General features: G+C 52.5%; 29 protein-coding genes and 7 pseudogenes. 8 read left to right on the plus strand and 28 right to left on the minus strand.

Features of this window, described 5'->3' with window-relative positions; genetic code table 11:
• Nucleotides 1-2 precede the first annotated feature (2 nt).
• The 13 genes and pseudogenes from AL515_RS00005 to AL515_RS00030 all read right to left on the minus strand — a co-directional run.
• Nucleotides 3-310 (minus strand): annotated as a pseudogene (locus AL515_RS00005) (hypothetical protein); the annotation flags it as partial.
• Nucleotides 311-340: 30 nt separating this feature from the next.
• Nucleotides 341-586: an ABC transporter permease gene (locus AL515_RS24005; protein WP_442861259.1), complete on the minus strand. Its 246-nt coding sequence runs from the start codon at nt 584-586 to the stop codon at nt 341-343.
• Between the two features lie 132 nt (nt 587-718).
• Nucleotides 719-910, minus strand: a complete 192-nt coding sequence (locus tag AL515_RS24010) for an ABC transporter permease subunit (protein WP_442861260.1) — start codon at nt 908-910, stop codon at nt 719-721.
• Nucleotides 907-1,299: an ABC transporter permease gene (locus AL515_RS24015; protein ID WP_442861261.1), complete on the minus strand. Its 393-nt coding sequence runs from the start codon at nt 1,297-1,299 to the stop codon at nt 907-909. Before AL515_RS24015 ends, AL515_RS24010 begins: the two co-directional genes overlap by 4 nt.
• 43 nt (nt 1,300-1,342) lie before the next feature.
• A pseudogene (locus AL515_RS24020) lies at nt 1,343-2,199 on the minus strand (ATP-binding cassette domain-containing protein).
• Nucleotides 2,200-2,201: 2 nt separating this feature from the next.
• Nucleotides 2,202-2,927: pseudogene (locus AL515_RS24025) on the minus strand (ATP-binding cassette domain-containing protein).
• Entirely contained in the window at nt 2,915-3,043 is a 129-nt protein-coding gene (locus AL515_RS24030) for a hypothetical protein (protein WP_442861262.1), read from the minus strand. The pseudogene AL515_RS24025 and the gene AL515_RS24030 overlap by 13 nt, the downstream one beginning before the upstream one ends.
• Nucleotides 2,997-4,097 (minus strand): annotated as a pseudogene (locus tag AL515_RS00015) (HlyD family secretion protein). The gene AL515_RS24030 and the pseudogene AL515_RS00015 overlap by 47 nt, the downstream one beginning before the upstream one ends.
• 245 nt (nt 4,098-4,342) lie before the next feature.
• Nucleotides 4,343-4,864 carry an iron-containing alcohol dehydrogenase gene (locus AL515_RS23910; RefSeq protein WP_236871752.1) on the minus strand — a complete coding sequence of 174 codons (522 nt, stop codon included), beginning with the start codon at nt 4,862-4,864 and terminating at the stop codon, nt 4,343-4,345.
• A gap of 120 nt (nt 4,865-4,984) precedes the next feature.
• Entirely contained in the window at nt 4,985-5,149 is a 165-nt protein-coding gene (locus AL515_RS23920; RefSeq protein WP_236871744.1) for an iron-containing alcohol dehydrogenase, read from the minus strand.
• Between the two features lie 10 nt (nt 5,150-5,159).
• Nucleotides 5,160-5,330 (minus strand): iron-containing alcohol dehydrogenase, encoded by a 171-nt coding sequence (locus tag AL515_RS23925; protein WP_236871745.1) that lies wholly within the window; start codon nt 5,328-5,330, stop codon nt 5,160-5,162.
• A 316-nt stretch (nt 5,331-5,646) separates the two neighbouring features.
• On the minus strand, nt 5,647-5,961 hold the full coding sequence (locus AL515_RS00025; RefSeq protein ID WP_048213613.1) for a putative quinol monooxygenase: 315 nt from the start codon (nt 5,959-5,961) through the stop codon (nt 5,647-5,649).
• A gap of 18 nt (nt 5,962-5,979) precedes the next feature.
• Nucleotides 5,980-6,505: pseudogene (locus tag AL515_RS00030) on the minus strand (glycerol-3-phosphate responsive antiterminator).
• On the opposite strand from AL515_RS00030, the gene AL515_RS23575 reads away from it, so the two are divergent.
• Nucleotides 6,413-6,673 (plus strand): hypothetical protein, encoded by a 261-nt coding sequence (locus AL515_RS23575; protein WP_192575280.1) that lies wholly within the window; start codon nt 6,413-6,415, stop codon nt 6,671-6,673. The pseudogene AL515_RS00030 and the gene AL515_RS23575 overlap by 93 nt on opposite strands.
• Before the next feature lie 160 nt (nt 6,674-6,833).
• Here AL515_RS23575 and AL515_RS23580 read toward each other — a convergent pair whose 3' ends face one another.
• From AL515_RS23580 to AL515_RS23720, 12 genes and pseudogenes are all read right to left on the minus strand, one after another.
• Nucleotides 6,834-6,983, minus strand: coding sequence for a hypothetical protein (locus AL515_RS23580; RefSeq protein ID WP_192575272.1), 150 nt, complete (start codon nt 6,981-6,983; stop codon nt 6,834-6,836).
• A gap of 30 nt (nt 6,984-7,013) precedes the next feature.
• Nucleotides 7,014-7,241 carry an FAD-binding oxidoreductase gene (locus tag AL515_RS00035; protein WP_071887291.1) on the minus strand — a complete coding sequence of 76 codons (228 nt, stop codon included), beginning with the start codon at nt 7,239-7,241 and terminating at the stop codon, nt 7,014-7,016.
• Between the two features lie 10 nt (nt 7,242-7,251).
• Nucleotides 7,252-7,827: an FAD-binding oxidoreductase gene (locus tag AL515_RS00040; protein ID WP_071887292.1), complete on the minus strand. Its 576-nt coding sequence runs from the start codon at nt 7,825-7,827 to the stop codon at nt 7,252-7,254.
• Between the two features lie 109 nt (nt 7,828-7,936).
• Nucleotides 7,937-8,287 (minus strand): glycerol-3-phosphate dehydrogenase C-terminal domain-containing protein, encoded by a 351-nt coding sequence (locus tag AL515_RS23680; RefSeq protein ID WP_225807923.1) that lies wholly within the window; start codon nt 8,285-8,287, stop codon nt 7,937-7,939.
• Nucleotides 8,253-8,492: a hypothetical protein gene (locus AL515_RS23685; protein WP_225807924.1), complete on the minus strand. Its 240-nt coding sequence runs from the start codon at nt 8,490-8,492 to the stop codon at nt 8,253-8,255. The genes AL515_RS23680 and AL515_RS23685 overlap by 35 nt, the downstream gene beginning before the upstream one ends.
• Nucleotides 8,489-8,743: a hypothetical protein gene (locus AL515_RS23690; RefSeq protein ID WP_225807925.1), complete on the minus strand. Its 255-nt coding sequence runs from the start codon at nt 8,741-8,743 to the stop codon at nt 8,489-8,491. Before AL515_RS23690 ends, AL515_RS23685 begins: the two co-directional genes overlap by 4 nt.
• Before the next feature lie 75 nt (nt 8,744-8,818).
• A complete protein-coding gene (locus AL515_RS23930; protein ID WP_442861304.1) occupies nt 8,819-9,361 on the minus strand; it encodes a hypothetical protein in 543 nt (180 codons plus the stop codon).
• Nucleotides 9,362-9,461: 100 nt separating this feature from the next.
• Nucleotides 9,462-9,743: a hypothetical protein gene (locus AL515_RS23700; protein ID WP_236871747.1), complete on the minus strand. Its 282-nt coding sequence runs from the start codon at nt 9,741-9,743 to the stop codon at nt 9,462-9,464.
• Nucleotides 9,718-10,779 carry an FGGY-family carbohydrate kinase gene (locus AL515_RS23940; protein ID WP_335621942.1) on the minus strand — a complete coding sequence of 354 codons (1,062 nt, stop codon included), beginning with the start codon at nt 10,777-10,779 and terminating at the stop codon, nt 9,718-9,720. The genes AL515_RS23700 and AL515_RS23940 overlap by 26 nt, the downstream gene beginning before the upstream one ends.
• A 59-nt stretch (nt 10,780-10,838) precedes the next feature.
• A pseudogene (locus AL515_RS23965) lies at nt 10,839-11,138 on the minus strand (FGGY family carbohydrate kinase); the annotation flags it as partial.
• A 279-nt stretch (nt 11,139-11,417) separates the two neighbouring features.
• Nucleotides 11,418-11,669 carry a hypothetical protein gene (locus AL515_RS23715; RefSeq protein WP_225807928.1) on the minus strand — a complete coding sequence of 84 codons (252 nt, stop codon included), beginning with the start codon at nt 11,667-11,669 and terminating at the stop codon, nt 11,418-11,420.
• Entirely contained in the window at nt 11,653-12,426 is a 774-nt protein-coding gene (locus AL515_RS23720; RefSeq protein ID WP_236871748.1) for an MFS transporter, read from the minus strand. Before AL515_RS23720 ends, AL515_RS23715 begins: the two co-directional genes overlap by 17 nt.
• 725 nt (nt 12,427-13,151) lie before the next feature.
• On the opposite strand from AL515_RS23720, the pseudogene AL515_RS00060 reads away from it, so the two are divergent.
• The 4 genes and pseudogenes from AL515_RS00060 (at nt 13,152) to AL515_RS00075 (ending at nt 18,220) form a co-directional block, all read left to right on the plus strand.
• Nucleotides 13,152-14,440 (plus strand): annotated as a pseudogene (locus tag AL515_RS00060) (MFS transporter).
• A complete protein-coding gene (locus tag AL515_RS00065) occupies nt 14,412-15,437 on the plus strand; it encodes a zinc-binding dehydrogenase (protein WP_061066767.1) in 1,026 nt (341 codons plus the stop codon). The pseudogene AL515_RS00060 and the gene AL515_RS00065 overlap by 29 nt, the downstream one beginning before the upstream one ends.
• Before the next feature lie 20 nt (nt 15,438-15,457).
• Nucleotides 15,458-16,642 carry a mannonate dehydratase gene (gene uxuA / locus AL515_RS00070; RefSeq protein ID WP_061066768.1) on the plus strand — a complete coding sequence of 395 codons (1,185 nt, stop codon included), beginning with the start codon at nt 15,458-15,460 and terminating at the stop codon, nt 16,640-16,642.
• Nucleotides 16,643-16,747: 105 nt separating this feature from the next.
• Entirely contained in the window at nt 16,748-18,220 is a 1,473-nt protein-coding gene (locus tag AL515_RS00075; protein ID WP_061066769.1) for a fructuronate reductase, read from the plus strand.
• Nucleotides 18,221-18,230: 10 nt separating this feature from the next.
• On the opposite strand, the gene AL515_RS00080 is transcribed toward AL515_RS00075, so the two are convergent.
• The gene (locus tag AL515_RS00080) at nt 18,231-18,902 is read right to left on the minus strand and encodes a FadR/GntR family transcriptional regulator (RefSeq protein WP_048213623.1); all 672 of its coding nucleotides are present in this window, start codon (nt 18,900-18,902) and stop codon (nt 18,231-18,233) included.
• 143 nt (nt 18,903-19,045) lie between these two features.
• Nucleotides 19,046-20,239, minus strand: coding sequence for an NAD(P)/FAD-dependent oxidoreductase (locus AL515_RS00085; RefSeq protein ID WP_061066770.1), 1,194 nt, complete (start codon nt 20,237-20,239; stop codon nt 19,046-19,048).
• A gap of 229 nt (nt 20,240-20,468) precedes the next feature.
• Between AL515_RS00085 and pitA the strand changes: the two genes are divergently transcribed.
• A complete protein-coding gene (gene pitA / locus AL515_RS00090) occupies nt 20,469-21,968 on the plus strand; it encodes an inorganic phosphate transporter PitA (protein WP_048213627.1) in 1,500 nt (499 codons plus the stop codon).
• Between the two features lie 64 nt (nt 21,969-22,032).
• On the opposite strand, the gene uspB is transcribed toward pitA, so the two are convergent.
• The gene (uspB, locus tag AL515_RS00095; RefSeq protein ID WP_003023371.1) at nt 22,033-22,368 is read right to left on the minus strand and encodes a universal stress protein UspB; all 336 of its coding nucleotides are present in this window, start codon (nt 22,366-22,368) and stop codon (nt 22,033-22,035) included.
• Nucleotides 22,369-22,761: 393 nt separating this feature from the next.
• On the opposite strand from uspB, the gene uspA reads away from it, so the two are divergent.
• Together uspA and dtpB are read left to right on the plus strand one after the other, a co-directional pair.
• The gene (uspA, locus tag AL515_RS00100; RefSeq protein ID WP_003023368.1) at nt 22,762-23,199 is read left to right on the plus strand and encodes a universal stress protein UspA; all 438 of its coding nucleotides are present in this window, start codon (nt 22,762-22,764) and stop codon (nt 23,197-23,199) included.
• Between the two features lie 281 nt (nt 23,200-23,480).
• On the plus strand, nt 23,481-24,953 hold the full coding sequence (dtpB, locus tag AL515_RS00105) for a dipeptide/tripeptide permease DtpB (protein ID WP_061066771.1): 1,473 nt from the start codon (nt 23,481-23,483) through the stop codon (nt 24,951-24,953).
• The last annotated feature ends 3 nt before the right edge of the window (nt 24,954-24,956 follow it).

Raw genomic sequence — 24,956 nt, forward strand, 5'->3', positions numbered from 1 at the left:
TCAGGCGGAATGTTCACGGCGAAGGTGTAGCGCCCGGCGTCCAGCCCGGCATCCATCTCATCAGCGGTGATCATCTCCGGCGTAAAAACCACGGGCGATAAAAGCTGTTCACAATCCGGTTCGACAACTGCGACTGGTCCATATCGGCAATAGCAATCGGCGCCAGATGCAGCGAACCCGGCAGGACGGTCGCGGAAGAATAAACCGAAATCGTGAAGGCAAAGACGATCAGCGTCAGCATCGCTTTGTCACCCAGCAGGCTGCGCAACTCTTTGATACCGAGGTTATAAATATTGCGTAATCGGCGCATCACCCCTCCTGTTTTTCAGCAGTAATACGCTCAAACAATCACCCCCGGAATGGCTACCGCCAGCGGCATAAACAGCTGCCAGAGATCCGTCAGATCCAGCGCTTTAGAGAACGTCCCGCGTGCGATAGTCAGAAAATGGCTGGTCGGGTAAATTTCACCAATCCACCGTCCAGGCCCTTCGAGCGAGGCGACCGGGTCGATCATCCCGGAGAACTGCGTCGCCGGGATAAGCGTAATAATCGCCGTTCCAAAAATGGCGGCGATCTGGCTTTTCATAAACGTGGAGATTAACAGCCCCAGCCCGGTGGCAATGGTGACGTACAGCAGCGCGGCCAGCGTCAGATCATAAAGCTGCCCTTATGCGGGACGCCGAACACAAACACGACAGCGCGCACAGCAGCAGAAAGTTCAGCATGCCAGCACGATGTAAGGCAACTGTTTGCCGAGCAAAAACTCACTGCGGGTCGTGGGCGTGACGTACAGGTTGATAATCGATCCGAGCTCTTTCTCGCGCACTACGCTGAGTGCGCTGAGCATGGAAGGGATCATCATCAACAACAGCGGGATCACCGCCGGAACAATCGCCGGCAGACTCTTCACATCCGGGTTGTAACGATAACGGGTTCAATGGTCATCAGCCCGTTTTGCCCACTGGCATTGGGTTGACGCGCCATCGCATCCTGCAGCCAGGTCTGGTGCATCGCCTGCACGTAACCTCTGACCGTTTCAGCGCGGCTCGGCATTGCGCCATCGACCCAGACGCCAATCTTCACCGGCGTGCCACGCGCGATATCGCGGCCAAAGTTTGGCGGGATCTCTATTGCTACCGCCACTTCGCCCGAACGCATCCGTTTGTCCAGCTCGTCATAACTGGTGAGCGGCGGCTGTTCGATAAAATAGCGCGATCCCGCCAGATTCAGCGTCCACGCCTGGCTGCTGACTGTCTGGTCACGATCGAGCACCGAAAAACGCAGGTTTTCCACGTCCATGCTGATGCCGTAGCCATGATCAGCATCAGGATCACCGTCCCCATCAGCGCCAGCGTTGAACGCACCGGGTCCCGCCGCAGCTCCAGCGCTTCACGGCGGCTGTAGCTGAACAAGCGCCGCAGGCTAAAGCCCTGCCGCGGCGGCTGACTGTTTTCATGCACCAGCGGAGCAGTCGCTTGCGAAAGCGTCGCTTCCGGTGCCGGCCTGCTGCTTCCTGTAGCCAGGAGATAAACGCCTCTTCCAGGCTGGCGGCACCACGCTGTTTCACCAGCTCCTGCGGCGTGCCGCTGGCGAGTACTTTTCCGGCGTGCATCAGCGACATACGGTCGCAGCGCTCCGCTTCATTCATAAAGTGGGTAGAGATAAAAATGGTCACTTTATCCTGACGCGACAGATCGACCATCAGTTGCCAGAACATGTCCCTCGCCACCGGATCGACCCCGGAGGTCGGCTCATCAAGAATGAGCATTTCAGGGCGATGGATCACCGCCACCGCCAGCGACAGGCGTTGACGGATCCCCAACGGCAGCGCACCGGCAACGTGTCTTCGACATCGGTCAGCGAAAAGCGCTCGCTCATCTCTTGTACCCGCCCGGGGATTTCCGCTTCGGGGATATGGAACAGTCGCGCGTGTAGCTCAAGGTTTTGCCGCACGGTCAGCTCGCTGTAGAGCGAAAACGCCTGCGACATATAGCCTACCCGGCGGCGGGTATCGATATTCTTCGGGTCAACCGCTTGCCCAAACAGCCACGCCTCACCTTCGCTTGCGGGTAGCAGACCGGTGAGCATCTTCATGGTGGTGGATTTACCGCAGCCGTTGGAGCCGAGAAAGCCGAAGATCTCCCCGCGGGGAATACGAAAGTTAACGTGATCAACGGCGACAAACTTGCCGAAGCGCATAGTCAGATCTTTCGCCTCAATGGCAATCTCTTCCTGCTCAGCGTGATACGGCGGATCACCACCGGTTTGTGCGCCTGACGCTGCGCTTCAGGTAACAACGCAATAAACGCCTGCTCCAGCGTGGCGCTGTTGGTTTGTTCTCGTAGCTGCTGGGCGCTGCCGGTGGCCAATACCTCACCCGCGTTCATCGCCACCAGCCAGTCAAAGCGCTCGGCTTCTTCCATATAGGCGGTGGCGACCAGCACGCTCATATTGGTCTGACGCTGGCGAATGCTGTTAATCAGATCCCAGAACTGGGCGCGGGACAGCGGGTCTACCCCGGTGGTGGGTTCATCAAGAATGAGCAATTCCGGGTCGTGGATTAACGCGCAGCACAGCCCCAGCTTTTGCTTCATCCCACCCGAGAGTTTCCCGGCAGGACGATCGCGAAACGGCGCCAGTCCGGTGCTGTTCAGTAGCTCGGTAATCCGCGCTTCGCGTTCCGCTTTGTCATGACCAAACAGCCGGCAAAGAAGTCGACGTTCTCATACACCGACAGCGTGGGTACAGGTTTTTACCCAGCCTTGCGGCATCCAGGCAATACGCGGGCAGACATCACGACGATGCTTCGGGTCGCGCATATCGCCACCCAGCACCATCACGTTGCCCTGTTCAATCACCCGCGCACCGGAAATAAGCGACAGCAGGCTCGATTTTCCGACGCCATCCGGGCCAATCAGCCCCACCATGCAGCGGGCGGGATATCCAGCGTGATATTGTTCAGCGCGACCGTTGTCCCGTAATGCTGACTCACGCCGTCAAGGTGCGCCACGGGAGGAACGGGAACCAGCGCCAGATGCGTCATTGCGCAACCTCACCACCAGCTCGTCAGGCCAGGGGCGATTTTCATCCAGACGCACCCAGGCCATGCCCGGCAGACCGGTTTTCACGTACTCCAGATGCTGCTGCAAGCTCTGGCGGAATACGCGCTTTGACGCGAAACATCAGCTTCAGCCGTTCATCACTGGTTTCGACCGTTTTCGGTGTGAACTGCGCGACGCTTGCCACAAAGCTGATGGTCGCAGGAATACGCAGATCCGGCGCGGCATCCAGCACCAGGCGAGCTTCACCGCCAATCTTCAATAAACCAGCCTGTTCGGTAGGTAAGAAGAATGTCATGTAGACATCGCTGAGATCGACCATATTCAGCACGCGCCCCCCGCGGAAAGCACCTCGCCCGGTTCGGCGACACGGTACTGCACGCGACCATCGCGCGGGCTTTCAGCTCGCTGTCATCAATATCAGCGGCAACGACGTTCGGTGCCTGCGCGGCTTCAACGCGGGTTTGCGCCTGAATAATGCTGGTACGGGCGGCTTCAATCGCGGCTTTTGCCGCAGAGACCTGCGCCCTTGCAGATTCCAGTGCCGCGCGCGCACTTTCTGCCGCAGCCCTGTCGTCATCCAGCTGTTGCTCAGACACGGCCCCACGCTGGGATAGCGAACGGGAGCGAACGTGACGTTTAGAGACCGACTGCAGTTCCGCCTCGCGCTGTTTTACCACCGACTGCGCGGCGCGCATTTCACTTTGCCGTTGTTCCAGCAACGCCCGTGCCGCCGCAACTGCACTTTCCGCTTCTTTGATTTGCGCGACCGCTTCCAGCCGCTGCTCGTGCAGCACGCGGGTATCCATTTTCGCCAGCACCTCGCCCTGACGAACGAACTGCCCTTCCGATACGAGGATCGTATCAATACGTCCGGCAATTTTGGTGGCAATATCCACTTCAGTGGCTTCAATTCTGCCGTTGCTGGCGGCAAACCCTTCCGGTATCCCCGCAGGACGCAACATCCACCATGCTATTGCAGCAACCACACCACAATACCGCGCCCCACCACACCAGATGACGCTTAATCTTATCCATATTCGACCCGCCGTAATCCCTGTTATCAAACGATGCGTGTCACAAACCCACTGAACTGCTATTCAGTGAGAGATTCCATCCGGGATGAGAAGGAATGATAAACGATGGCCAAAGAGCGGACAGGCGTTATAGCAACGCATACCGCGAAGGAAGTGAATGACGAAAATGCTGTGAAATCGGGTAGTAATGTTGTCATCATCAGCGTTCCTGGCCGGAAATGAAACACGCATACTCATAACTGCTATCTATTGAATACTAACACCTGGATTCGATATGTCTTCGGTTGTTCGCGATGTCATCGGGCAAAACAGTGTCCGGCAATCCACTCGCCGGACAAGCTTTTGGCGAGTGTTCTGTTTAAAACGCGTGTTGGTATAGCCGCAACGCATCATCTGCCGTGAGCGGAACAGGATTGTTATCCAGAAGACGAGTCTGCTGCATGGCATCCTGAGCCAATATCGCCAGCGTTTCAGCAGGTATATCGACATCGCGCAGCTTTTTCGGTGCACCGATTCAGCAATAATGCGTACCATCGCAGCAATAAATATCGCGGCATCTTTCTCCATATTCCCCGACACCTCCTCGCCAATAACAGCAGCCAGCTCGGCATAGTACGGCGCAGCGACTGGCGCATTAAACTGCAGCACCGGAATCAGCATCAACGCATTCGACAACCCATGTGGAATATGGTGTCGTGCGCCAAGGGGATAAGCCAGCGCATGCACTGCGGCCACTGGGGAATTGGCAAAAGCCTGGCCTGCCAGCATCGCGCCCAGCAGAACATTTCTCGCGCTTCACGGTTGTTCCCATCACGACAGGCAGTCACCAGATGGCGGCTAATTAAGCGTAATGCTTCCCGCGCCAGCGCATCCGAAATGGGGTTCTTCTTATTTACCGGTATAAGCCTCAATGGCATGCACCATCGCGTCGATGCCAGCCGCCGCCGTATGAACCGGAGGAAGTCCAAGCGTCAATTGCGCATCCAGCAGCACCAAATCGCCATATAGCTGTGGTGCGACAATCCCCATTTTGCTGTCATCATTGGTCGTCAAAATCGAAATATTAGTGACTTCTGAGCCCGTCCCTGCCGTGGGGGATGTTAATCAGCGGCAGACGCTGCCCGGAAACTTTGCCAATACCGTAAAGCGCCTGCAGATCTTGCTCAGAGTTGATTAACACGGCCACCAGCTTCGCGACATCCAGCGAGGAGCCGCCGCCCAGACCAATGACCATGTCGCAATGGTCATCACGAGCAACCTGTAAGGCTTCCCGGACAAGACGTTCCTGCGATCGGGTTGGACCCGATCATAGACCGTCACCTGAAACCCTGCCTCTTGCAGGCTATGCAAAACAGGCGGCAGAATCCCTGCTTTGACCAGTCCGGGGTCGGTCACCAACAACACGCGACGCGCGCTAAATCGCGGCTGAATAATCTCCCTGCTCGTGATGCTCCTGCCCACTCGACGATAATTTCCGGTACAGTTGAAAACGTAAAATCCTTCATGACATTGTTCATTGATGTACTCCTGGTAGTAAAAATGGCCAGCTTTTAACTACGCGGTGTATCGGCATGAGTGAGAAAGCTTTTCACCTCTTTACGCTCAAGCAACGGGTTGATAATCCCAACGCCAATACGTTGAAAATGCTCCGTTTGTCGATGAAGTTCGAGACCCTCAGGACAACGATAGGTTTCAATAATCACAAAGCGATCGCCGTCTTCCGTAGAACGGAAAAACTCATAGGTGATGTTTTCAGGCTCCTGACGCGAGGCCTGGGCAAGCAGTCTGAGCGCATCATTGACCTTGTCTCCCATTCCCTTACGAGAAAAATAATGTGCAATAACAAAAAGTTGTGAATTCTCCATGGTCGGGCTCCCGGTGTTCTAACGGTGAAGGTCTATATCCCATAACGCGCTATCACTGCTCGAAACGGCTATCGCGCCGTGTAACAGCGCCGTTTGAGCATGTTCCTCGTTACAGACGAAGCCTGATGCCACTATTGGCGGCAACACATTACGGTCAGCCTGTGAGAGTAGCGGCAACATCTGCGCGGGCATCAGTTGCACGTAATCGGGTTCGCTTTGTTCTACGGCTTTCAGGCTGCGTAGCCAGGTAGAACGGTCGGTGACAAAGATTTTCTGCATCGTCACCAGTCCACACTTTTTCGCTCGCTGTACGGTTTGCAAACGCGTCGAGAGCAACCCCATCGCTCCCGTTTCGGCCACATAATGCCGCCTTATCCTGGGACAGCCCATTGCAGCTGTCGATATTCACGATGACGTACTTCCCCGCCTGCGACAGCAGTTCTATCACCGGATGGAGCTTAATCAGGTCAATATTGGCAATAATGCAGACTTCCGCCTTGCTGGACAGCGCGGTTTTCAATTGCTCAATACCGTAAATCGCCATAATGACGGGCTGCCGTGCCAGGAGCACGCCAAGATTTTATCATTACTGACCTGCCTGATGAAGGAAGATCGACGCTTAACCCCAGTTAAGACGGATCAGCGTTTTTCGCCAGAAAGCGATTCGCCTAAAGAAGCGAACGCAGGAGACCAACACCATGATGGTGGCTAAGGGAGGTGTTGTGCTTAATTAGCACCGCATTCGCTGCATCCCATACCAGGCCGCACGTTGCTCAATCGCCACATCACCGCGCAATGAGAAATAGAGGCATGCGCCGTCGATGTAGGCGTGAGACTGATGCGCCGAACCGGCCAGCGTGCCGGGTACGGCGTTAATAGGCCACCATCATCATCATAAAACGTCCCACCATTTCCAGCGTATCCGCCACCAGACCCGGGCTCTTTTCAGCACTTTTTCCGGTCAGATATCGGGTGTCCAGCCAGCGTTCAAAAATAGCCTCGCCGTCGAGTTGTTGTTGCACATTACTGCATCGACAATCTCAGACTCCCCCTCATCCGCAATCAACAGGACATTGGTCTGGCAGACCAAACTGCACGCCGCTTTCCAGGTTATCGTACAAACGATTCGCCCCATGCTGTAAGATTTCGCGACATGCCTCCAGTCCACTGGCGAAGCTGGAAAAACCCCAGGCGATGGCGCGGCCATAATCCGGCAGGCGATGAAGCTTCAAACGCACACGGACAATCACACCCAATGTGCCTTCAGAACCAATAAACATCTGCTGTAGATCAGGCCCATTGCACGCGCAACATCAGCACGACATCCATCCCATAAACCATATCTTCAATTTTGCCGTAGCGGGTCGACAGCTGTCCCGCGCCACGACAGGCCACCCAACGCCCACGGTACTGATACCAAACGATGACGGCCAGTGGCCCATCGTCATGCCGTACTCTTTTGGATAGTTTGTTCAAAAATGTCGCCGAACATGCCGGCTTCAACGTCAACAATCTGGCTTTGTGATCGAAGTCGATAAGTTTGTTGAGTTCGCAAACGTCCAGCACAATGCCTCCCCGCAACGGCAATGCGGCACCAGTGACGTTACTGCGCCCGGCGGAAACCGTGACCGGGATTGCCAACGCATTCGCCAGACGCATCACATCCTGAATTTGTTCTACCGTAGAGACACGTACAATCGCCCCTTTTGACGTGGCCGGTGCGCCCTGGGTTTCCGCAATCATCGAACCGGCCCACCAGTCGCGGGTCCAGGTAATCACATCAGATTCCGATGTCAGCACCTCATCTGCAATGACCCGCAGTCGATCAAACGTCGCTTCGCTCATCGCCACCGGATCAATCTGCATCCCTTTCGCGCCACCGCTGCTTTTGATATCCGTCGCCCATGCCGGGCGCGTGTGTGCACTACAGTATAATTTCCACGGTTGTAACCGCGTTTAATCGCTTCTTTACTGATCATTCGGATGTCCCCATAAGTGTTGATTTTTCATGTTTAATTGCCGTCTGATAGCTGGCTACCTGCCGGGCCACCTGTTCAGGCTGAAGCTTGAGCTCTTGTTGCAGAATTTCCCCCACGCGTTGCGCAGCATTCGCTGACGCATCACGAGCCATCAGACGGGCACGAATTCGGCGCGATAACACATCATCAATGGTGCTGGCGAGTTCATGGCGCACGGCATACACCACTTCAGCTTCGGTATAGGGAAGCCCTTCCACAATTGGCTTTGCCAGTAAGGGATTGGACTGGATAAGGTCACTGACAAAATGCGCTTCAGTCCCGTAGCGCTCCCCCAGGTGCGCAGACAAACCGCCCGATGCCAGAATCGCCTGCGGTCATAGCCCGCGCCCCCAGCAACCAGGCGGTTTTAGTTGAGCAGGCCTTTTTACGGCCGAGTATTTTGCTGGCGGCATCGATGGTCTCTTCTGCCATATGACGTGATGTCGTCAGCTTGCCGCCGACAATCGTAATCAGACCATCTGCCGCAACCGTGATTTCATGATTACGTTTCATTTCAACGGTCTTGCCTCCCGCCGTCCCACCAGAGGGCGGCAACCGGCGATACTACCCACCACGTCTTCCGGGCGGAGATCGGTTTTCAATGCCGAATTCGCACCTTCCAGCAGAAAGTCCAATTCAGCGCGATTGCAGTGAACATCATTGAGATCGCCCTGATAATCCTCATCCGTGGTCCCCAAATAGGAAACGTTGCCCCAACGGGTGATCGTCGCGCGGCGGCTGCGCCCGGCAACCGGGATCGTCACCGTGCAATCATTGCGGATCATCCACGGAATAGCAACATGTACCCCCTTGGCAGGACGGATTTCAGCGGTGATGCGTCACCTTTTTTCAGCCATTCCAGTCACGCAGCCAGACGCCCGTCGCCATGATGGCAACCCGCGCGTTGACCTGAATTTCTCTGCCATCGGCACAGACGATGGCCCATTCACTTTGCCGTGCTGGTCGCGCGTGGTTTCGATGACTTCCGCATGGTTGGTCACCACCGCGCCATGAAACGCCGCCGTGCGCACCAATGCCAACGTAAGTCGGGCATCGTCGACACGGGCATCGAAATACATAAACCACCGGATAGCTGTTCTTCTTGAGCGTCGGGCAATGCGACAGCACTTCCGCAGGGGTAAGTTTTTGGTGAAGGATGCCTTCCCGCCATCCTCCCGCAAGGTCGTAGGTCCAGAGCAGGCTTTCAAATGCAGCAGACATCCGCTTGTCGAATACGCCATTTTTATCGAGTACCGGGAATAAAAAGGTAACCGTTGCACCAGATGACGGGCATTCCTCCGCATACGCTGGCGTTCGAGTAAAGAGTGGCGAACCAGCCCCAGATTCCCTTGTTCGATATAGCGCAGACCGCCGTGTACCATTTTCGATGACTTTGATGACGTGCCTGAGGCAAAGTCACTTTTCTCAATCAGCGCACCCGGTAGCCACGCAGACTGGCATCCAACGCCGCGTAGGCTCCGGTTACGCCACCACCGACAATAAGAATGTCGTAGGTGTCGCTTCCAGTCGATCCAGTTGTTCAGCGCGCTGGAGACGTAATGGCTCTGCACCGTACATCTCACTACAGGTTTTGTTGGCTTTCGCGAAGGGAAAAACTTCATGAGTAGTGTGCTCCTGATTAGCTGAGGTGAGGCTGTCGGCGGCTTCCATTTCGAGTGCAATACGCATCGCCCAGCGGTTAATTTTTTGTTCGCGAAGGTCATGACTGATTTTCGGCTCAAATAGCCGCGCGGTTTTTAGCATGGCGCAGGCATCCGGCAGCGAGTCCCACAGCAGCCCATCGGCACCAGCCAAAAACGCAACGCCACGTAAGCTTGCCGCGCCGTTTCGGCCATTCGCCGCACGGGAATACCGCTAAGATCGGCCTGGATTTGCAATAACGTATCGCTATTGGATAACCCTCCCCGACTACCAACTCTTTTGTGGGGATCCCGGTTGCCGCTTCATTTGCGCGAATACAGGCCGCGACCGAATGCGCAATCCCTTCCAGAATCGCGTAGGCCACCTGCGAGCGCGTGGTCGAGATTGAGATACCGTTCAGGGACGCACGGGCATGAGGCTGGAGATGGGGTACGCGTAGCCCCGTTAGCGCCGGAATAAAACTCACGCCACCCGCGTCGCTAGCCTGCGCGGCCAGTTCGCTGATCTGTTCGGGTGAGTCAAACCAATGCAGTTTTTCGCACACCCAGTTGAGCGCCGAACCGGTAGTGGGGACAAAGGTTTCGACAGAGAAATGCGAAAGCCCTTTTTGGCGGCGCGCCGTCATGGTGAGCGTACTTTCACAGCCCTTTTGCAAGGTTGGTACCGTTGGCCCCATCATTAAATCAACAAAGCTGCCAGTGCCATGCATACAAAAAGCCTGTCCTCGCTCGGTACACCCCAGCCCAATAGCCCCTGCAAACTGATCCCCTGCGCAGGCCAGGATCGGCACGCTTATCCCCAGAATATCTTCATGAGTGGTGCCGAAGTCATCGGCATCATCATGTAATTCAGGCAGCAATGACGCCGGGAAGCCCAGAGTCTGTAGCCATGGCAAATGATAGTGATGCTCTTTGAGGCAATACGCGCCAGCGGAGGTGGCATTTGTCGGTGTGGTGACACTTTTTTTCTCCTGCGCCAAATGCCAAAGCAACCAGCTATCAACGGTACCAAAGACCAGCGTTCCAGCCTGATACGCCTTCGCCACCGCAGGCGTATTGGCAAGATGGCGCGACGCCAAAGATAAGGAGAGCGTATCCCAACCGGTCGCCCAATCCGCGGCAGCAGTTTTGCATCCCATTCAGGGGCTAACTGGGCCAGTTCATCCGTGAAACGCGCATCCTGCCATACCATCGCCGGAGTTAATGCCTTACCCGTTTGCGCATCCCACAGCACTGCCGTTGAGCGTTGGGTCGCAATCGCCAGCGCCACAATGCGCATCTTGTTGCATTGCGCGTTAGCTATCGCTTTGCGACAAACCTCAATAGTGGCCTGCAAGACCTCATCAGCATCTTGTTCCACCACACCATGACGCAGACTGCTGACCTGAAGCGGCTGGTATTCCAGGCAGTGAACCTGGCTATTTTGTGCAACAACTGCCGCACGGGTCCCCGATGTACCTTCATCGATAGCCAGAATGACATCTTCGTATTCACTCATTTCGTACTCCTGTTTGATTCTGGGGTCATCGACTCTGGATAAGGTGAATGGGGTGATTCGAACTGCGGCGCACCTGGCTCGTTATCCGGCTGAATAATGGTGCGAGTGGGGTCCCACGGAATAACAAAACAGATAATGCTCGCAAACAGCGCACGGCAGACATGATCAGGAAGGTCGTTTGCAGGCCATACAAATCACGGAATACCGGGAAAATAAACAGCCGAGCGCCGCACCTATTGCCCGAGCGCACCGACCACGCCGTTCGCGCCAGCCCGCAGTTCACTGCGAAAAGAGAGTGACGACAGGCTTTTCCGTTTGCACCAGGTCCGCCAGAGTGGCAAAGAATAAACAGTGCAGGGACCAGCAAAGAGGCCCAAAGTGGCATAGTGTCACTGAACAGACCAGCGTGAGTAGCACGAGGAAGGCCACGGCAAAACCGATCGCCGAGGAGCGGCGCAATCCCAGACGGCGGCCAATCGCGGGAGATAAGAAACCGCCGACGATACCGAAAACGTTAAAAATAGTGAACATAAGGTTGCGTAAACAAAATTTTTACCAAACATCGCAGCACTAATAACCGGTAAATACCAGCCCACACCGAAATATTGGATTGACTGACAGATTTGAACGGTCGAAGCAGAATCGTACGTGGTAAATAGACGCCACGGAATATTAACAGCACATTTCTTGCGCCTTTTTCAGCCTGACCAATAACGGGTTTCTGTTCTACTTTCGGCGCCAGAATAAACTGTTCACCATATATTTTATTCATGGAAACGATAGCTTCAGGTAATCGGGATTTCCTTGCCAGCCAAACCGGGCTTTCCACTAAATAACGGAACTGGAAAAACAGAACGATGATTCCACATAACGCCGTTACAGCAATGGAATAACGCCAGATGGCATCACCTACGTCCCATGAGTAAAACATCAGCGCTAATACCAAATTTAAACAAACGGCAACATACCAGACACCCTGCCAGGTATTTAGACGGCTTTTGAGTTTCACAGGCGTGAACTCTGCCAGCATGGCCATTGCCACAGCAAAGTCCATCCCGTAAGAGACGCCAACAAAGAAGCGACCCACGATTATCGTGCTAAAACTGGAGGATGACATCACCAACAAAGCACCAATCACCGCCATTATTTTGGCAATGATCAGCGGTGGCACACGACCCCAGCGATCGGCTATCCAGCCGCCAATCGGGTTAAATAATATGGCGACCCAGGATGAAAATGAGGTAAGCAGTGCAACTTCGGTCGCAGTAAGATTTAAATTGCGGGTCATTGGGTTTAATCCAGCACTGAGAGCTGAATTTGAAAAAGCATCAAGAAAAGGCCGCCTAGTGCCAACCACCAAATAACACCAGCTCTGCCACTGATTTTTCCCCTGGCATCGATGCAATTAATGACATCATCTACACCGCGGATTTTTATCGGATTTGAGAATGAACATGCGGACATGGCTTTCCCCTTCATAATATTCGGAAGAAGGTCGCCATTAGCTAAAAAAATGCAATAAGAGACCATCTTAATTTCACAGATAGTCTCTTATCTAAAATCTGTATTTTTCCACTCTAGAAGGTAACCCAAAGCGTGTCAAAGCGACTTTTAGTCTCATCGTTGATTCTGTGACATGTAGCCCAAATGTTAATGAATCATTACAAAACGAGGTCATTATGAGCCATTTTTCTGTTCTCAGCGGGTGGGATACCACTGTGACTGTACGTAGCCGCCTGATTTGCGCTGAACGTTCGCCGTTCTCCCTGTACGACGCTATTGCAATATCCATCCAAAATAGGTGTTGAATACCAAGTTCGCTTTTATCCTAAATTTACCGCTCACAACAAAACCTTAAAATTCATAAAGATATGCCAACACACATTTGATCGTGATTATTTAAAGCACTAATTTTTCGTTATGTTGATCACATTCGCATCAAAAGAATGGTGATCTTAAAATAGGTTTTAAATATTGTGGTCAGGCCGCTAGACCACAATAAGAGGATATATCATGAAAAGAAAAACAATGGGATGGCTTATCGTTTTTCTTCTTTTTATAGTTTACATGCTTAACTATATGGATCGTTCAGCATTGTCGATCACCGCTCCACTCATCGAAAAGGAATTAGGATTCAATGCTGCTGAGATGGGTATGATATTCAGCGCATTCTTTGTTGGTTATGCACTGTTTAACTTTATCGGTGGCTGGGCCAGTGACCGATTTGGTCCCAAAACAGTATTTCTGGTCGCCGCGTTACTCTGGTCAGTATTTTGTGGGATGACCAGTCTGGTTACTGGATTATGGACTATGCTGGCTGTCCGCGTATTATTCGGCATGGCTGAAGGGCCGTCAGTGCTGCAGGTAATAAAATTATCAATAACTGGATTTCGCGTAAAGAATCTGCCACTGCCATCGGTATTTTCAGCGCTGGCTCGCCGTTGGGTGGCGCAATTTCCGGTCCGGTAGTTGGCCTGCTGGCTCTTTCATTAGGCTGGCGTCCGGCGTTCGGTATTATTTTCCTGTTTGGTTTAGCCTGGGTATTACTTTGGTATTTCATTGCCAGTGATAAACCTTCAAAAAGTAAACACCTCGCCCCGGAAGAACGTGTCGATTTTGAAAACCATGATGACATCATTTTAGCGGATGACGGTAAAGCGATGCCTTCTCTCGGCTACTACATGAAGCAGCCGATGGTGTGGGCAACGACGCTGGCCTTCTTTAGCTATAACTACATACTCTTTTTCTTCCTGACCTGGTTCCCAAGCTATCTGAACCACTCGCTACACCTTGATATTAAAGAAATCAGCATTGCAACGGTGATCCCCTGGGTGATTGGTGCAATCGGCATGGTATTGGGTGGCGTATGCTCTGACTTTATCTATCGGGTAACGGGCAATGCCCTGCTTTCTCGCCGTCTCATTCTCGGTGTTTGCCTGGCTGGAGCGGCAATCTGTGTAGCGGTTTCTGGAACAGTTACCACTATCGGCAGTGCCGTTGGATTGATGTCAGTCTCGTTATTCCTGTTGTATTTAACTGGACCTATTTATTGGGCAGTTATTCAGGATGTCGTACACAAAGATAAAGTGGGTAGCGTCGGTGGCGCCATGCATGGGCTGGCAAATATCTCCGGAATCATTGGCCCTCTGGTCACCGGATTTATTGTTCAGTTCAGCGGTAAATATGATTACGCATTCTATCTGGCTGGTGCTATTGCGATTGTTTCCAGCTGTCTGGTATTCGTATTTGTCAAAAATAAAGGATTAAAAACAAATGAAAGTCAAAGCTGTCTACATCAATAAACCTGGTGAAATTGAAACCCGTTGGGTTGATTATCCAGAAAAGAAAGATAATGAAGTATTAATAAAAGTTGATGCTGCTGGAATATGTGGCTCTGATATAGGTGCATTTCGCGGCACTAATCCCCTGGTGACCTATCCACGTATTATTGGACATGAAGTCACTGGTATTGTTATTAAACAAGGCAATGGCATGCCAGCAAATATTAAGGAAGGTGACCGCGTTATTGTTGATCCTTATATTTATTGTGGCCATTGCTACCCCTGTTCAGTGGGGAGAACAAATTGCTGTGAAAACCTGAAGGTAATTGGCGTACATATTGATGGTGCGATGCAGGAGGTGGTTGCTCACCCCGCGCATTTGATTCACAAAATCCCGGATGACGTCGCCACTGAGATGGCTCCGTTGGCTGAACCACTGACTATCGCACTGCATGCGCTACATCGCGCCAAACTGACGGCCGGGGAGCATATCGCCATTATTGGAGCCGGTGCGATTGGTCTGATGGCAGCATTGAGCGCATTGCGCTACGGTGCGACGCCAATTCTGATCGATATCGTGGACGAACGACTTCAGTACGCAAAATCGCTGGGCGTGCCTTACGTCATCAATCCGTCGAACACCCAGGTTGTTGAGACGATAAAAGATATCACACAGGGGACGATGGCACAGGTTGTCGTCGAAGCATCTGGTGCCAACAGTGCAATTCGCGAAACGCTGGATCTTGCTTCGTTTGCGGGTCGTATTGCTTTCACCGGCTGGCCAAAACAGGAGACATCGTTACCCACTAACCTGATCACGTTTAAAGAGTTGGATCTGCGCGGATCACGTACCAGTGCTGGCGAATTCGAAGAAGCGTTACAGATGCTGGCTACGCTGAACATTAATCCTGCGGATGTCGTCAGCAAGGTGGTGAATATTGATGATGTGCCTGACGCCGTGAAGGAACTCGATCAATACCCGGAACGCTATCTGAAGATCAATGTGACCTTTCATTAATTTTTCCAGGAGATAAAGCGATGGAACAAACCTGGCGTTGGTATGGCCCGAATGATCCCGTGTCGTTGTCCGATGTTCGTCAAGCCGGTGCAACGGGTGTGGTAACTGCGCTGCACCATATTCCAAACGGTGAAGTCTGGTCCGTAGAAGAAATTCTCAAACGCAAAGCGATCGTGGAAAAAGCCGGTCTGGTCTGGTCGGTCGTGGAAAGCGTGCCGATCCATGAAGACATCAAGACCCACACGGGCCAGTACGATCTGTGGATCAAGAATTACCAGCAGACGCTGCGCAATCTCGCCCAATGCGGCATCTTTACCGTGTGCTACAACTTCATGCCGGTTCTGGACTGGACCCGTACCGACCTGGAATATGTGCTACCCGACGGTTCAAAGGCTCTGCGCTTTGACCAGATTGAGTTTGCCGCCTTTGAACTGCATATCCTCAAGCGTCCCAGTGCAGAAGCGGACTACAGCGCAGAAGAAATTGCACAGGCGCACCAGCGTTTTGTGAATATGAGCGAAGAGGACAAAGCTCGGCTGACGCGAAATATCATTGCAGGTCTACCAGGTGCTGAGGAAGGCTATACGCTGGACCAATTCCGTAGCCACCTTGCAACCTATAAAGATATCGACAAAGCGGCCTTACGGGAAAATTTCGCCTGGTTCCTGAAAGCCATTATTCCGGTAGCGGAAGAAGTGGGTGTACGTATGGCGGTTCATCCGGACGATCCACCGCGCCCAATTCTTGGCCTGCCGCGCATCGTTTCTACTGTAGAAGATATGCAGTGGATGGTGGATACCGTAAACAGTACAGCCAACGGTTTTACGATGTGTACAGGCTCTTACGGCGTACGCGCAGACAACGATCTGGTTGATATGATCAAACAGTTCGGCCCACGGATTTACTTTACGCACCTGCGTTCCACACAACGTGAAGAGAATCCCAAAACCTTCCATGAGGCGGCACATCTCTCCGGGGATGTCGATATGTACAGCGTAGTGAAAGCGATAGTCGAAGAAGAACAGCGACGTAAAGCTGAAGGCAACGCCTCACTTATCCCCATGCGACCAGACCATGGTCATCAAATGCTTGATGATCTGAAAAAGAAAACCAACCCAGGGTATTCCGCTATTGGTCGCCTTAAGGGCCTGGCTGAAGTACGCGGCGTTGAACTGGCTATCCAACGCGCCTTCTTCAATCAGTAACCACATTGCCGCATGGTATCCCTGCCATGCGGTTTTTCACTTTCAGTCAGGACCGGTCTTTGATAGCGCATTATCAAAGAAGATCATCAATGACAGGAGTTTGTCATGGACAAGAATCTCGCCACTGCCCAGATTTCCACCCCACGACCACGCTGGGATCGTTCACGCCTCGTTTCGCGCATCGTACATCTTGGTTGCGGCGCTTTTCACCGCGCTCATCAGGCGCTCTATACACATCATTTGCTGGAAAGCAGTGACAGCGACTGGGGTATCTGTGAGGTCAACCTGATGCCCGGAAACGATGCCACACTGATTCAAAACCTGAAGGCGCAGGATCTGCTGTACACCGTTGCCGAGCGCGGAGCACAAACGACAGAGCTTAAAATCATTGGCGCGATGAAAGAAGCGCTGCATCCTGAATTTGACGGCTGTGAAGCCATTATCCACGCAATGGCACGTCCCGAAACGGCCATCGTTTCGCTGACCATCACCGAAAAAGGATATTGCACAGATGCCGCCAGCGGCGAGCTGGATCTGAATCATCCGTTTATCCAGCACGACATTGCTCACCCACTGTCCCCCAAATCAGCAATGGGTTATATCGTCGAAGCCCTCGCGCTACGCCGTCAGCAGGGATTGAAGGCTTTTACTGTGCTGTCCTGCGATAACGTACGAGAAAATGGCCACGTCGCAAAAACCGCTGTCCTGGGTTTAGCCGCCGAGCGCGATCCGCAGTTGGCTGAGTGGATTGCCGAACAGGCAACGTTCCCATGCACGATGGTAGACCGCATCGTTCCGGCAGCGACAGAAGAGACGTTAGCGCAAATCGCAGAACAGCTGGGGGTAGATGATCCCTGTGCCATTGCCTGTGAGCCGTTCCGTCAGTGGGTGATTGAAGATAACTTTGTCAATGGACGCCCGGACTGGGATCGCGTGGGCGTACAGTTTGTAGCAGATGTGGTGCCATTTGAGATGATGAAGTTACGCATGCTCAACGGCAGCCACTCTTTCCTGGCCTACCTTGGTTATCTGGGCGGTTATGAAACGATTGCCGATACGATGACCAACCCGGCGTATCGCAACGCTGCGCGTGCTTTGATGCTCAATGAACAAGCGCCGACACTGTCGATGCCGGAAGGAACAGACCTTGCGGCTTATGCAGAGCTGCTGATTGCGCGCTTTACTAATCCATCACTGAAGCACCGAACCTGGCAAATTGCGATGGATGGCAGCCAGAAACTACCACAACGCTTGCTGGACCCCATTCGACTCCATCTGAAAAAAGGCGAAGATGCCCGCCATCTGATGTTGGGAGTCGCCGGTTGGATGCGCTACATCAGCGGTGTGGATGAACAAGGTCATCCGATTGAGGTGATAGATCCGCTGTCAGCACAGTATCAGGCTATTTATCAACAGTATCCATCAATAGAAGAACGTGTCCGGGCGCTGTTAGCAATTGACACTATCTTTGGGCGAGACCTTTGCGAGAACACAGACTTTATCGAACGCGTAACCGCTGCCTGTCAGCAATTGCACAGCGTAGGCGCACGTGCAGCGGTAGCCGCTCTGAGCCAATAGCGTGGTGTTATTAAAGACCCACTATCTGTCTGACATAGGCCAGATGTTCCAGCGATTTTTGGTAAGCACCGTCAGCATCAGCCTGGCGGATCGCATCCACAATCGCTTTATGCTGTGTATTCATGCTGGTTAATACATCCCGATTGCCGGAACGTTTGTCCAGTCCGGCATACGGGATGTTAACGCGCTGCTCCCACAGCATTCGCGACATATCAAGCAGTACGCGGTTCTGGCTGGCTTCTGATACTGTTAGATGGAATTGCTTATCGAGGGAATAAAAACCATGCACATTGTTTTCGCTAATGGCCTTTTCCATGCTGAGATGCAGTGCTTCAAGCTGGCTAATTAGATCTTCTTTCCCGGCCTGAGCAGCAAGACGCGCACAATGGCTGTCGACCAACTCACGCGAATAGAGGATTTCTTCAATCGTATAATCACTGGTGGAATGCTTTTTATCAGCAACAATCACACCATTACCTGACTGGATGGTGATCCATCCGGAAATCTCCAGCACAATCAGCGCTTCTCTGAGCGATGCGCGACTTACACCGAGTTGCTTCGCCAGCTCACGTTCGGGTGGTAAGAAGCTTCCCGGCGGAAAAATACCATCATTGATGAGCTTAATGATGAGATTGGCTATCTTTTGATAGAGCCGCTCCTGTTTTACCTCAGGAATAACCATGTGTCTCCCGTTCTCTTATCTGTGCGATTTTTAACTGATTTATCATATCATTCCTGGAGTTAAGAAACGCACGTCAGAGTCAGTTCATGTATCACACATCACTATGATATTTTTTCTTATTATGTGCAGACAGAGTCTTTCACTTATTCAGACACCAAATCCTGTGCACATGCCCAGGCGCTCGACCACGCCCACTGGAAGTTATACCCACCCAACCAGCCGGTGACATCCATCACTTCACCAATAAAGTACAGCCCTGGCACTTTGCGGGCTTCCATCGTGCGCGAAGACAGTTCGTTGGTATCCACGCCTCCCAGCGTGACTTCCGCTGTGCGATACCCTTCGGTACCGTTCGGCTGCACCCGCCATTCGGTCAGCGTTTCGACCAGCAATTGCTGATCGCGCACGTTAAGTTGTTTCAGCGTCACATCCGGGATTTGCCCTAATTGCTGCAGGCATTCCACCAGACGTTTCGGCAACTGCATCGCTAACGTGTTCTTTAAGCTCTGATTTGGATGTGCGCTTCGTTGTTCATCGAGGAAGCTCGCAAGGTCAACATCCGGCAACAAATTAATGCTGACAAATTCGCCGGGCTGCCAAAAACTGGAAATTTGCAAAACGGCCGGGCCTGAAAGCCCACGGTGCGTAAAGAGCAGGTTTTCACGAAATACGGTGCCGTCTTCAGCGGTGATAACGGAAGGAACAGACACGCCTGAGAGTACCTGAAGCTGCTCCAACAGTGGCTTATGCAGCGTGAAAGGCACCAAACCGGCACGGGTCGGCAGAACCTTCAGACCAAACTGTTCGGCAATTTTATAACCAAACGGCGTTGCTCCCAGACCCGGCATGGAAAGCCCACCGGAGGCAATAACCAATTTCTTCGCACCGACCGTCATCCCGTTCAGTTCCAGAATGAAGCCATCATCATCCTGTGCGACGCTCAGGACTTCGCTACGTAAACGCATCGTAACGTTACCTTTTTCGCATTCGGCCACCAGCATATCGACGATTTGTTGGGCCGAATCATCGCAGAACAGCTGGCCGAGCGTTTTTTCATGCCAGGCAATGCCGTGTTTACCCACCAAATCGATAAAGTCCCACTGCGTATAGCGAGCCAGCGCCGATTTGCAAAAATGCGGGTTTTGACTCAAATATGCAGCCGGTTCCACATAAAGATTGGTAAAGTTACAGCGCCCTCCGCCGGACATGAGGATCTTACGTCCAGGCTTTTTACCATTATCAATCAGCAGTACTTGACTGCCTGCTTGCCCTGCCTGCGCGGCACAGAACATACCCGCTGCGCCAGCGCCTATAATAACGGTATCAAACCTTTCCACGTTGCGATCCTCTCTAAAAAGCGGGCGTGAATTGTAAAGATTCCTCAGTGGTCGCACCAGCACCAAACTATCAATAATAGGTATTTACCTGAATTCTATAGGATAATTCTTTAGTGGTGTAAAACAAAGCAGGAGACAAATCAAAAAAACTCTATATTTCACTTTGCCCGCGCCGCCAAAGTCACTGATAATGCGCCGCGTTCATGTCCTCAAAATGGCGTAACGTCCTATGCTACATTTGTTTGCTGGCCTGGATTTACATACCGGGCTTTTATTATTGCTTGCTCTGGCTTTTGTGCTGTTCTACGAAGCAATTAACGGCTTCCACGATACAGCCAATGCTGTCGCAACCGTGATCTATACCCGTGCAATGCGTTCGCAATTGGCGGTGGTCATGGCTGCGTTGTTCAACTTCTTTGGTGTTTTGCTGGGTGGTCTCAGCGTAGCTTATGCCATCGTGCATATGCTACCAACGGATCTGCTGCTCAACATGGGTTCTTCACATGGCCTCGCCATGGTGTTCTCCATGCTACTGGCGGCAATTATCTGGAACCTCGGTACCTGGTACTTTGGTCTGCCTGCATCCAGCTCCCACACGCTGATTGGCGCGATCATTGGTATTGGTTTAACCAATGCGTTGATGAACGGGACTTCAGTGGTGGATGCACTTAACATCCCGAAAGTGCTCAATATTTTCGGTTCGCTGATCATTTCCCCTATTGTCGGTCTGGTGTTCGCTGGCGGTCTGATCTTCTTGCTGCGTCGTTACTGGAACGGCACCAAGAAGCGGGCACGTATTCACCTGACACCAGCAGAGCGTGAAAAGAAAGACGGTAAGAAAAAGCCGCCGTTCTGGACGCGTATCGCGCTGATCCTCTCCGCTATCGGTGTGGCGTTTTCTCATGGCGCTAACGATGGGCAGAAAGGTATTGGTCTGGTAATGCTGGTACTGATTGGCGTAGCGCCTGCAGGCTTCGTGGTGAATATGAATGCTTCTGGTTACGAAATTACGCGTACCCGTGATGCTATCAATAACGTCGAAACCTACTTCCAGCAGCGTCCTGATCTGCTCAAACAGGCGACCGGCGTTGATCAGTTGGTTCCGTCTCCGACGGAAACGGCGACAACAACACCGGCAGAGTTCCATTGTCACCCGGCAAATACCATCAACGCGCTTGAGCGTGCAAAAGGTATGCTGGCGAACCTGGAAACCTACGACAAGTTAAGCGTTGAGCAGCGTAGCCAGCTGCGTCGCATTATGCTGTGCATCTCTGATACCACCGATAAAGTCGTGAAACTGCCTGGCGTAAGCAGCGACGATCAGCGACTGCTGAAGAAACTGAAAACCGACATGCTGAGCACCATTGAGTACGCACCCGTCTGGATTATCATGGCTGTTGCTCTGGCTCTGGGCTGCGGTACGATGATTGGCTGGCGTCGCGTGGCGACCACTATTGGTGAGAAAATCGGTAAGAAAGGCATGACCTATGCTCAGGGGATGTCGGCACAGATGACTGCCGCAGTCTCTATCGGTCTCGCCAGTTACACCGGTATGCCTGTTTCCACCACTCACGTTCTCTCCTCTTCTGTTGCAGGGACGATGGTTGTTGACGGTGGCGGTTTGCAGCGTAAAACGGTAACCAGCATTCTGATGGCCTGGGTCTTCACCCTGCCAGCAGCGATTATCCTTTCCGGGGTGCTGTACTGGCTCTCCCTGAAGCTAATCTAAATGCATACACAGTAAAAAAGCGGGTCAGGAAACTGACCCGCTTTTTTTATATCTGTCGTAGAAATCAGTGCCAGATAATCAGCGCGACCATACTGATTAACACCAGCCCACATAACGCGCTGGTAAGGATGAACTGACCGCGAACCCGCTCACAGCGGCGAATAAACTCATCGTCATGATGATCACGGTAACGCTGAGCGTAGATATACCACACCAGACGCATCTGCTTGTTAGGTTGCCCATGCGAGGTAAAAAAGCCGCCCCCATCGACATACTGGTAAAGTAATGGATCGCAACCACGAAGTACCACTAACAGTGCGCGTAGCGAAGAAAAATAACGCGCCATATTAACAATGCAAACGACACATAAAGCCCAGAATAACGCAATGGTGCTTATCATATCTCCTCCCCGGCGACCCGCCCACGGAACGCCTTTCCGGGACTACCGCTCCCCGATACCCTGCCAAACCATTCAGTGAAGAGTACAACCGAAACCGCTCGTGTTAGTGTCACGCATCCGAGCGCCTCTCTAAATAGTGTAGGAGATTAGTTAATTTTTTTGCCAGAAGGTTAATCACTATCAATGCAATTAACTAAAAAATTTGTTTAACTACTTGGCAAGCAAGGCGGATTGACGGATTATCCCGGTCGCTATAATGTAAGGATAGTCCTTAAAAGGTACGTTTTTACGACTGGGCTAGCCCCGCGCATAAAGTTCGCAGGACGCGGATGACGCGGCGGCAAATGAACGCCAGCAGGCTAGTCATCGACAACTTATGGAAGGAGTAACACTATGGCTTATAAACACATTCTTATCGCGGTTGATCTTTCTCCAGAAAGCAAAGTTCTGGTTGAAAAAGCGGTCTCTATGGCACGGCCTTACAATGCGAAAGTCTCCCTTATCCACGTTGACGTAAACTATTCCGACCTGTACACCGGGCTAATCGACGTGAATCTGGGCGACATGCAGAAACGCATTTCTGAAGAAACCCACCACGCGTTAACCGAGCTGTCCACCAACGCAGGCTACCCTATCACCGAAACCCTGAGCGGTAGCGGCGACCTGGGTCAGGTTCTGGTTGATGCCATCAAAAAATACGACATGGATCTGGTCGTTTGTGGTCATCACCAGGATTTCTGGAGCAAACTGATGTCCTCCGCGCGTCAACTGATCAACACTGTTCACGTCGACATGTTGATTGTTCCGCTGCGTGACGACGAAGAAGCATAAAACGCTGGCCGTCGGGAGATAACCCGGCGCGCTGCAAGTCGTTAAGCCTGTAAACGCCCGCCTGCGCGGGCGTTTTTGTTTTTATCATTCAGACACAATTAGTACATCAATCCAACAAATAAATCATAATTAGTGTGATCAACTAATTGGATCGAAAACTATCTCTATAATAATCTACCCTTACGGCTAATCGCCGCAGTCTATAACAAAATAAGACTTTTTCGGCGCGTTTAAGCATACGCGTTCATACTTTTCGGGATGGCTTTGAAAGGCGAAGGAATATGAATACTACTGCACCTACGGGCTTGCTGCAGCAACCTCGTCCGTTCTTCATGATCTTCTTTGTGGAATTATGGGAACGATTTGGCTATTACGGCGTTCAGGGCATCCTGGCGGTATTTTTTGTTAAGCAGCTCGGTTTTTCGCAGGAACAGGCATTTGTCACCTTTGGTGCATTTGCCGCGCTGGTCTACGGCCTGATATCCATCGGCGGCTACGTCGGCGACCATCTCTTAGGGACCAAACGCACGCTGGTACTCGGCGCCATTGTGCTGGCGATCGGCTACTTCATGACCGGGATGTCACTGCTTAAGCCCGACCTGATTTTTATTGCTTTGGGTACCATTGCCGTCGGTAACGGGCTGTTTAAAGCCAACCCGGCAAGCCTGCTGTCAAAATGCTATCCACCGAAAGACGCCCGTCTGGACGGTGCTTTCACCCTGTTTTATATGTCGATTAACATCGGTTCACTGCTGTCGTTGTCGCTGGCACCGGTGATTGCCGATAAGTTTGGCTACGCGGTGACCTATAATCTGTGCGGGGCCGGGCTTATTGTCGCGCTGTTGGTCTACTTTGCCTGCCGTGGGATGGTGAAGAATATCGGTTCAGAGCCGGACCATAAGCCGCTGAGTTTCCGTAATCTATTCTGCGTGCTGGCCGGAACGGTAGTGATGGTATTTATCTGCGCCTGGCTGATGCACAACGTGCAGGTTGCCAACCTGGTGCTGATCGTCCTGTCGATTGCCGTGACGATCATCTTCTTCCGTCAGGCCTTCAAACTGGATAAAACCGGGCGCAACAAGATGTTTGTGGCCTTTATCCTGATGCTGGAAGCGGTGGTGTTCTACGTGCTGTACGCGCAGATGCCAACTTCGCTGAACTTCTTTGCTATCAATAACGTGCACCATGAAATTCTTGGTTTCGCCATCAACCCGGTAAGCTTCCAGGCGCTGAACCCGTTCTGGGTGGTACTGGCGAGTCCGGTGCTGGCCGCTATCTATACCCGTCTGGGAAACAAAGGCAAAGACCTGACCATGCCGATGAAATTTACGCTCGGTATGTTCCTGTGCTCGCTGGGCTTTCTGACCGCCGCTGCAGCCGGGATGTGGTTTGCCGATGCGCAGGGGTTGACGTCGCCGTGGTTTATCGTGCTGGTGTATCTGTTCCAGAGCCTGGGTGAACTGCTGATTAGCGCCCTGGGGCTGGCTATGGTCGCCGCTCTCGTGCCACAACACCTGATGGGCTTTATTCTCGGGATGTGGTTCCTGACGCAGGCAGCAGCCTTCCTGATGGGGGGTTATGTCGCGACGTTCACCGCCGTACCAGAGAACATCACCGACCCACTCCAGACGCTGCCTATTTATACTAACGTGTTCAGTAAGATAGGCCTGGTGACCCTGGCGGTAACGGTTGTAATGGCGATTATGGTGCCATGGCTGAACCGCATGATTAATACACCGAGCACCGAGCAATAACCT

The sequence above is a fragment of the Citrobacter sp. FDAARGOS_156 genome (genome assembly GCF_001559235.2).
Classification (GTDB): Bacteria; Pseudomonadota; Gammaproteobacteria; order Enterobacterales; family Enterobacteriaceae; genus Citrobacter; species Citrobacter youngae.

Bases quoted from the DNA above. Each gene is read 5' to 3' on its own strand.
- AL515_RS24005 (WP_442861259.1), bottom strand. From the start codon at position 586: ATGAAAAGCCAGATCGCCGCCATTTTTGGAACGGCGATTATTACGCTT.
- AL515_RS24015 (WP_442861261.1), bottom strand. From the start codon at position 1,299: ATGGACGTGGAAAACCTGCGTTTTTCGGTGCTCGATCGTGACCAGACA.
- AL515_RS24030 (WP_442861262.1), bottom strand. From the start codon at position 3,043: ATGACGCATCTGGCGCTGGTTCCCGTTCCTCCCGTGGCGCACCTTGAC.
- AL515_RS23910 (WP_236871752.1), bottom strand. From the start codon at position 4,864: ATGCTGGCAGGCCAGGCTTTTGCCAATTCCCCAGTGGCCGCAGTGCAT.
- AL515_RS23925 (WP_236871745.1), bottom strand. From the start codon at position 5,330: ATGGTCATTGGTCTGGGCGGCGGCTCCTCGCTGGATGTCGCGAAGCTG.
- AL515_RS00025 (WP_048213613.1), bottom strand. From the start codon at position 5,961: ATGGAGAATTCACAACTTTTTGTTATTGCACATTATTTTTCTCGTAAG.
- AL515_RS23575 (WP_192575280.1), top strand. From the start codon at position 6,413: ATGGAGCTTAATCAGGTCAATATTGGCAATAATGCAGACTTCCGCCTT.
- AL515_RS00035 (WP_071887291.1), bottom strand. From the start codon at position 7,241: ATGTTTATTGGTTCTGAAGGCACATTGGGTGTGATTGTCCGTGTGCGT.
- AL515_RS00040 (WP_071887292.1), bottom strand. From the start codon at position 7,827: ATGCAGATTGATCCGGTGGCGATGAGCGAAGCGACGTTTGATCGACTG.
- AL515_RS23685 (WP_225807924.1), bottom strand. From the start codon at position 8,492: ATGAAACGTAATCATGAAATCACGGTTGCGGCAGATGGTCTGATTACG.
- AL515_RS23930 (WP_442861304.1), bottom strand. From the start codon at position 9,361: ATGGTACACGGCGGTCTGCGCTATATCGAACAAGGGAATCTGGGGCTG.
- AL515_RS23700 (WP_236871747.1), bottom strand. From the start codon at position 9,743: ATGCTAAAAACCGCGCGGCTATTTGAGCCGAAAATCAGTCATGACCTT.
- AL515_RS23940 (WP_335621942.1), bottom strand. From the start codon at position 10,779: ATGGGATGCAAAACTGCTGCCGCGGATTGGGCGACCGGTTGGGATACG.
- AL515_RS23715 (WP_225807928.1), bottom strand. From the start codon at position 11,669: ATGTTCACTATTTTTAACGTTTTCGGTATCGTCGGCGGTTTCTTATCT.
- AL515_RS23720 (WP_236871748.1), bottom strand. From the start codon at position 12,426: ATGACCCGCAATTTAAATCTTACTGCGACCGAAGTTGCACTGCTTACC.
- AL515_RS00065 (WP_061066767.1), top strand. From the start codon at position 14,412: ATGAAAGTCAAAGCTGTCTACATCAATAAACCTGGTGAAATTGAAACC.
- uxuA (WP_061066768.1), top strand. From the start codon at position 15,458: ATGGAACAAACCTGGCGTTGGTATGGCCCGAATGATCCCGTGTCGTTG.
- AL515_RS00075 (WP_061066769.1), top strand. From the start codon at position 16,748: ATGGACAAGAATCTCGCCACTGCCCAGATTTCCACCCCACGACCACGC.
- AL515_RS00080 (WP_048213623.1), bottom strand. From the start codon at position 18,902: ATGGTTATTCCTGAGGTAAAACAGGAGCGGCTCTATCAAAAGATAGCC.
- pitA (WP_048213627.1), top strand. From the start codon at position 20,469: ATGCTACATTTGTTTGCTGGCCTGGATTTACATACCGGGCTTTTATTA.
- uspB (WP_003023371.1), bottom strand. From the start codon at position 22,368: ATGATAAGCACCATTGCGTTATTCTGGGCTTTATGTGTCGTTTGCATT.
- uspA (WP_003023368.1), top strand. From the start codon at position 22,762: ATGGCTTATAAACACATTCTTATCGCGGTTGATCTTTCTCCAGAAAGC.
- dtpB (WP_061066771.1), top strand. From the start codon at position 23,481: ATGAATACTACTGCACCTACGGGCTTGCTGCAGCAACCTCGTCCGTTC.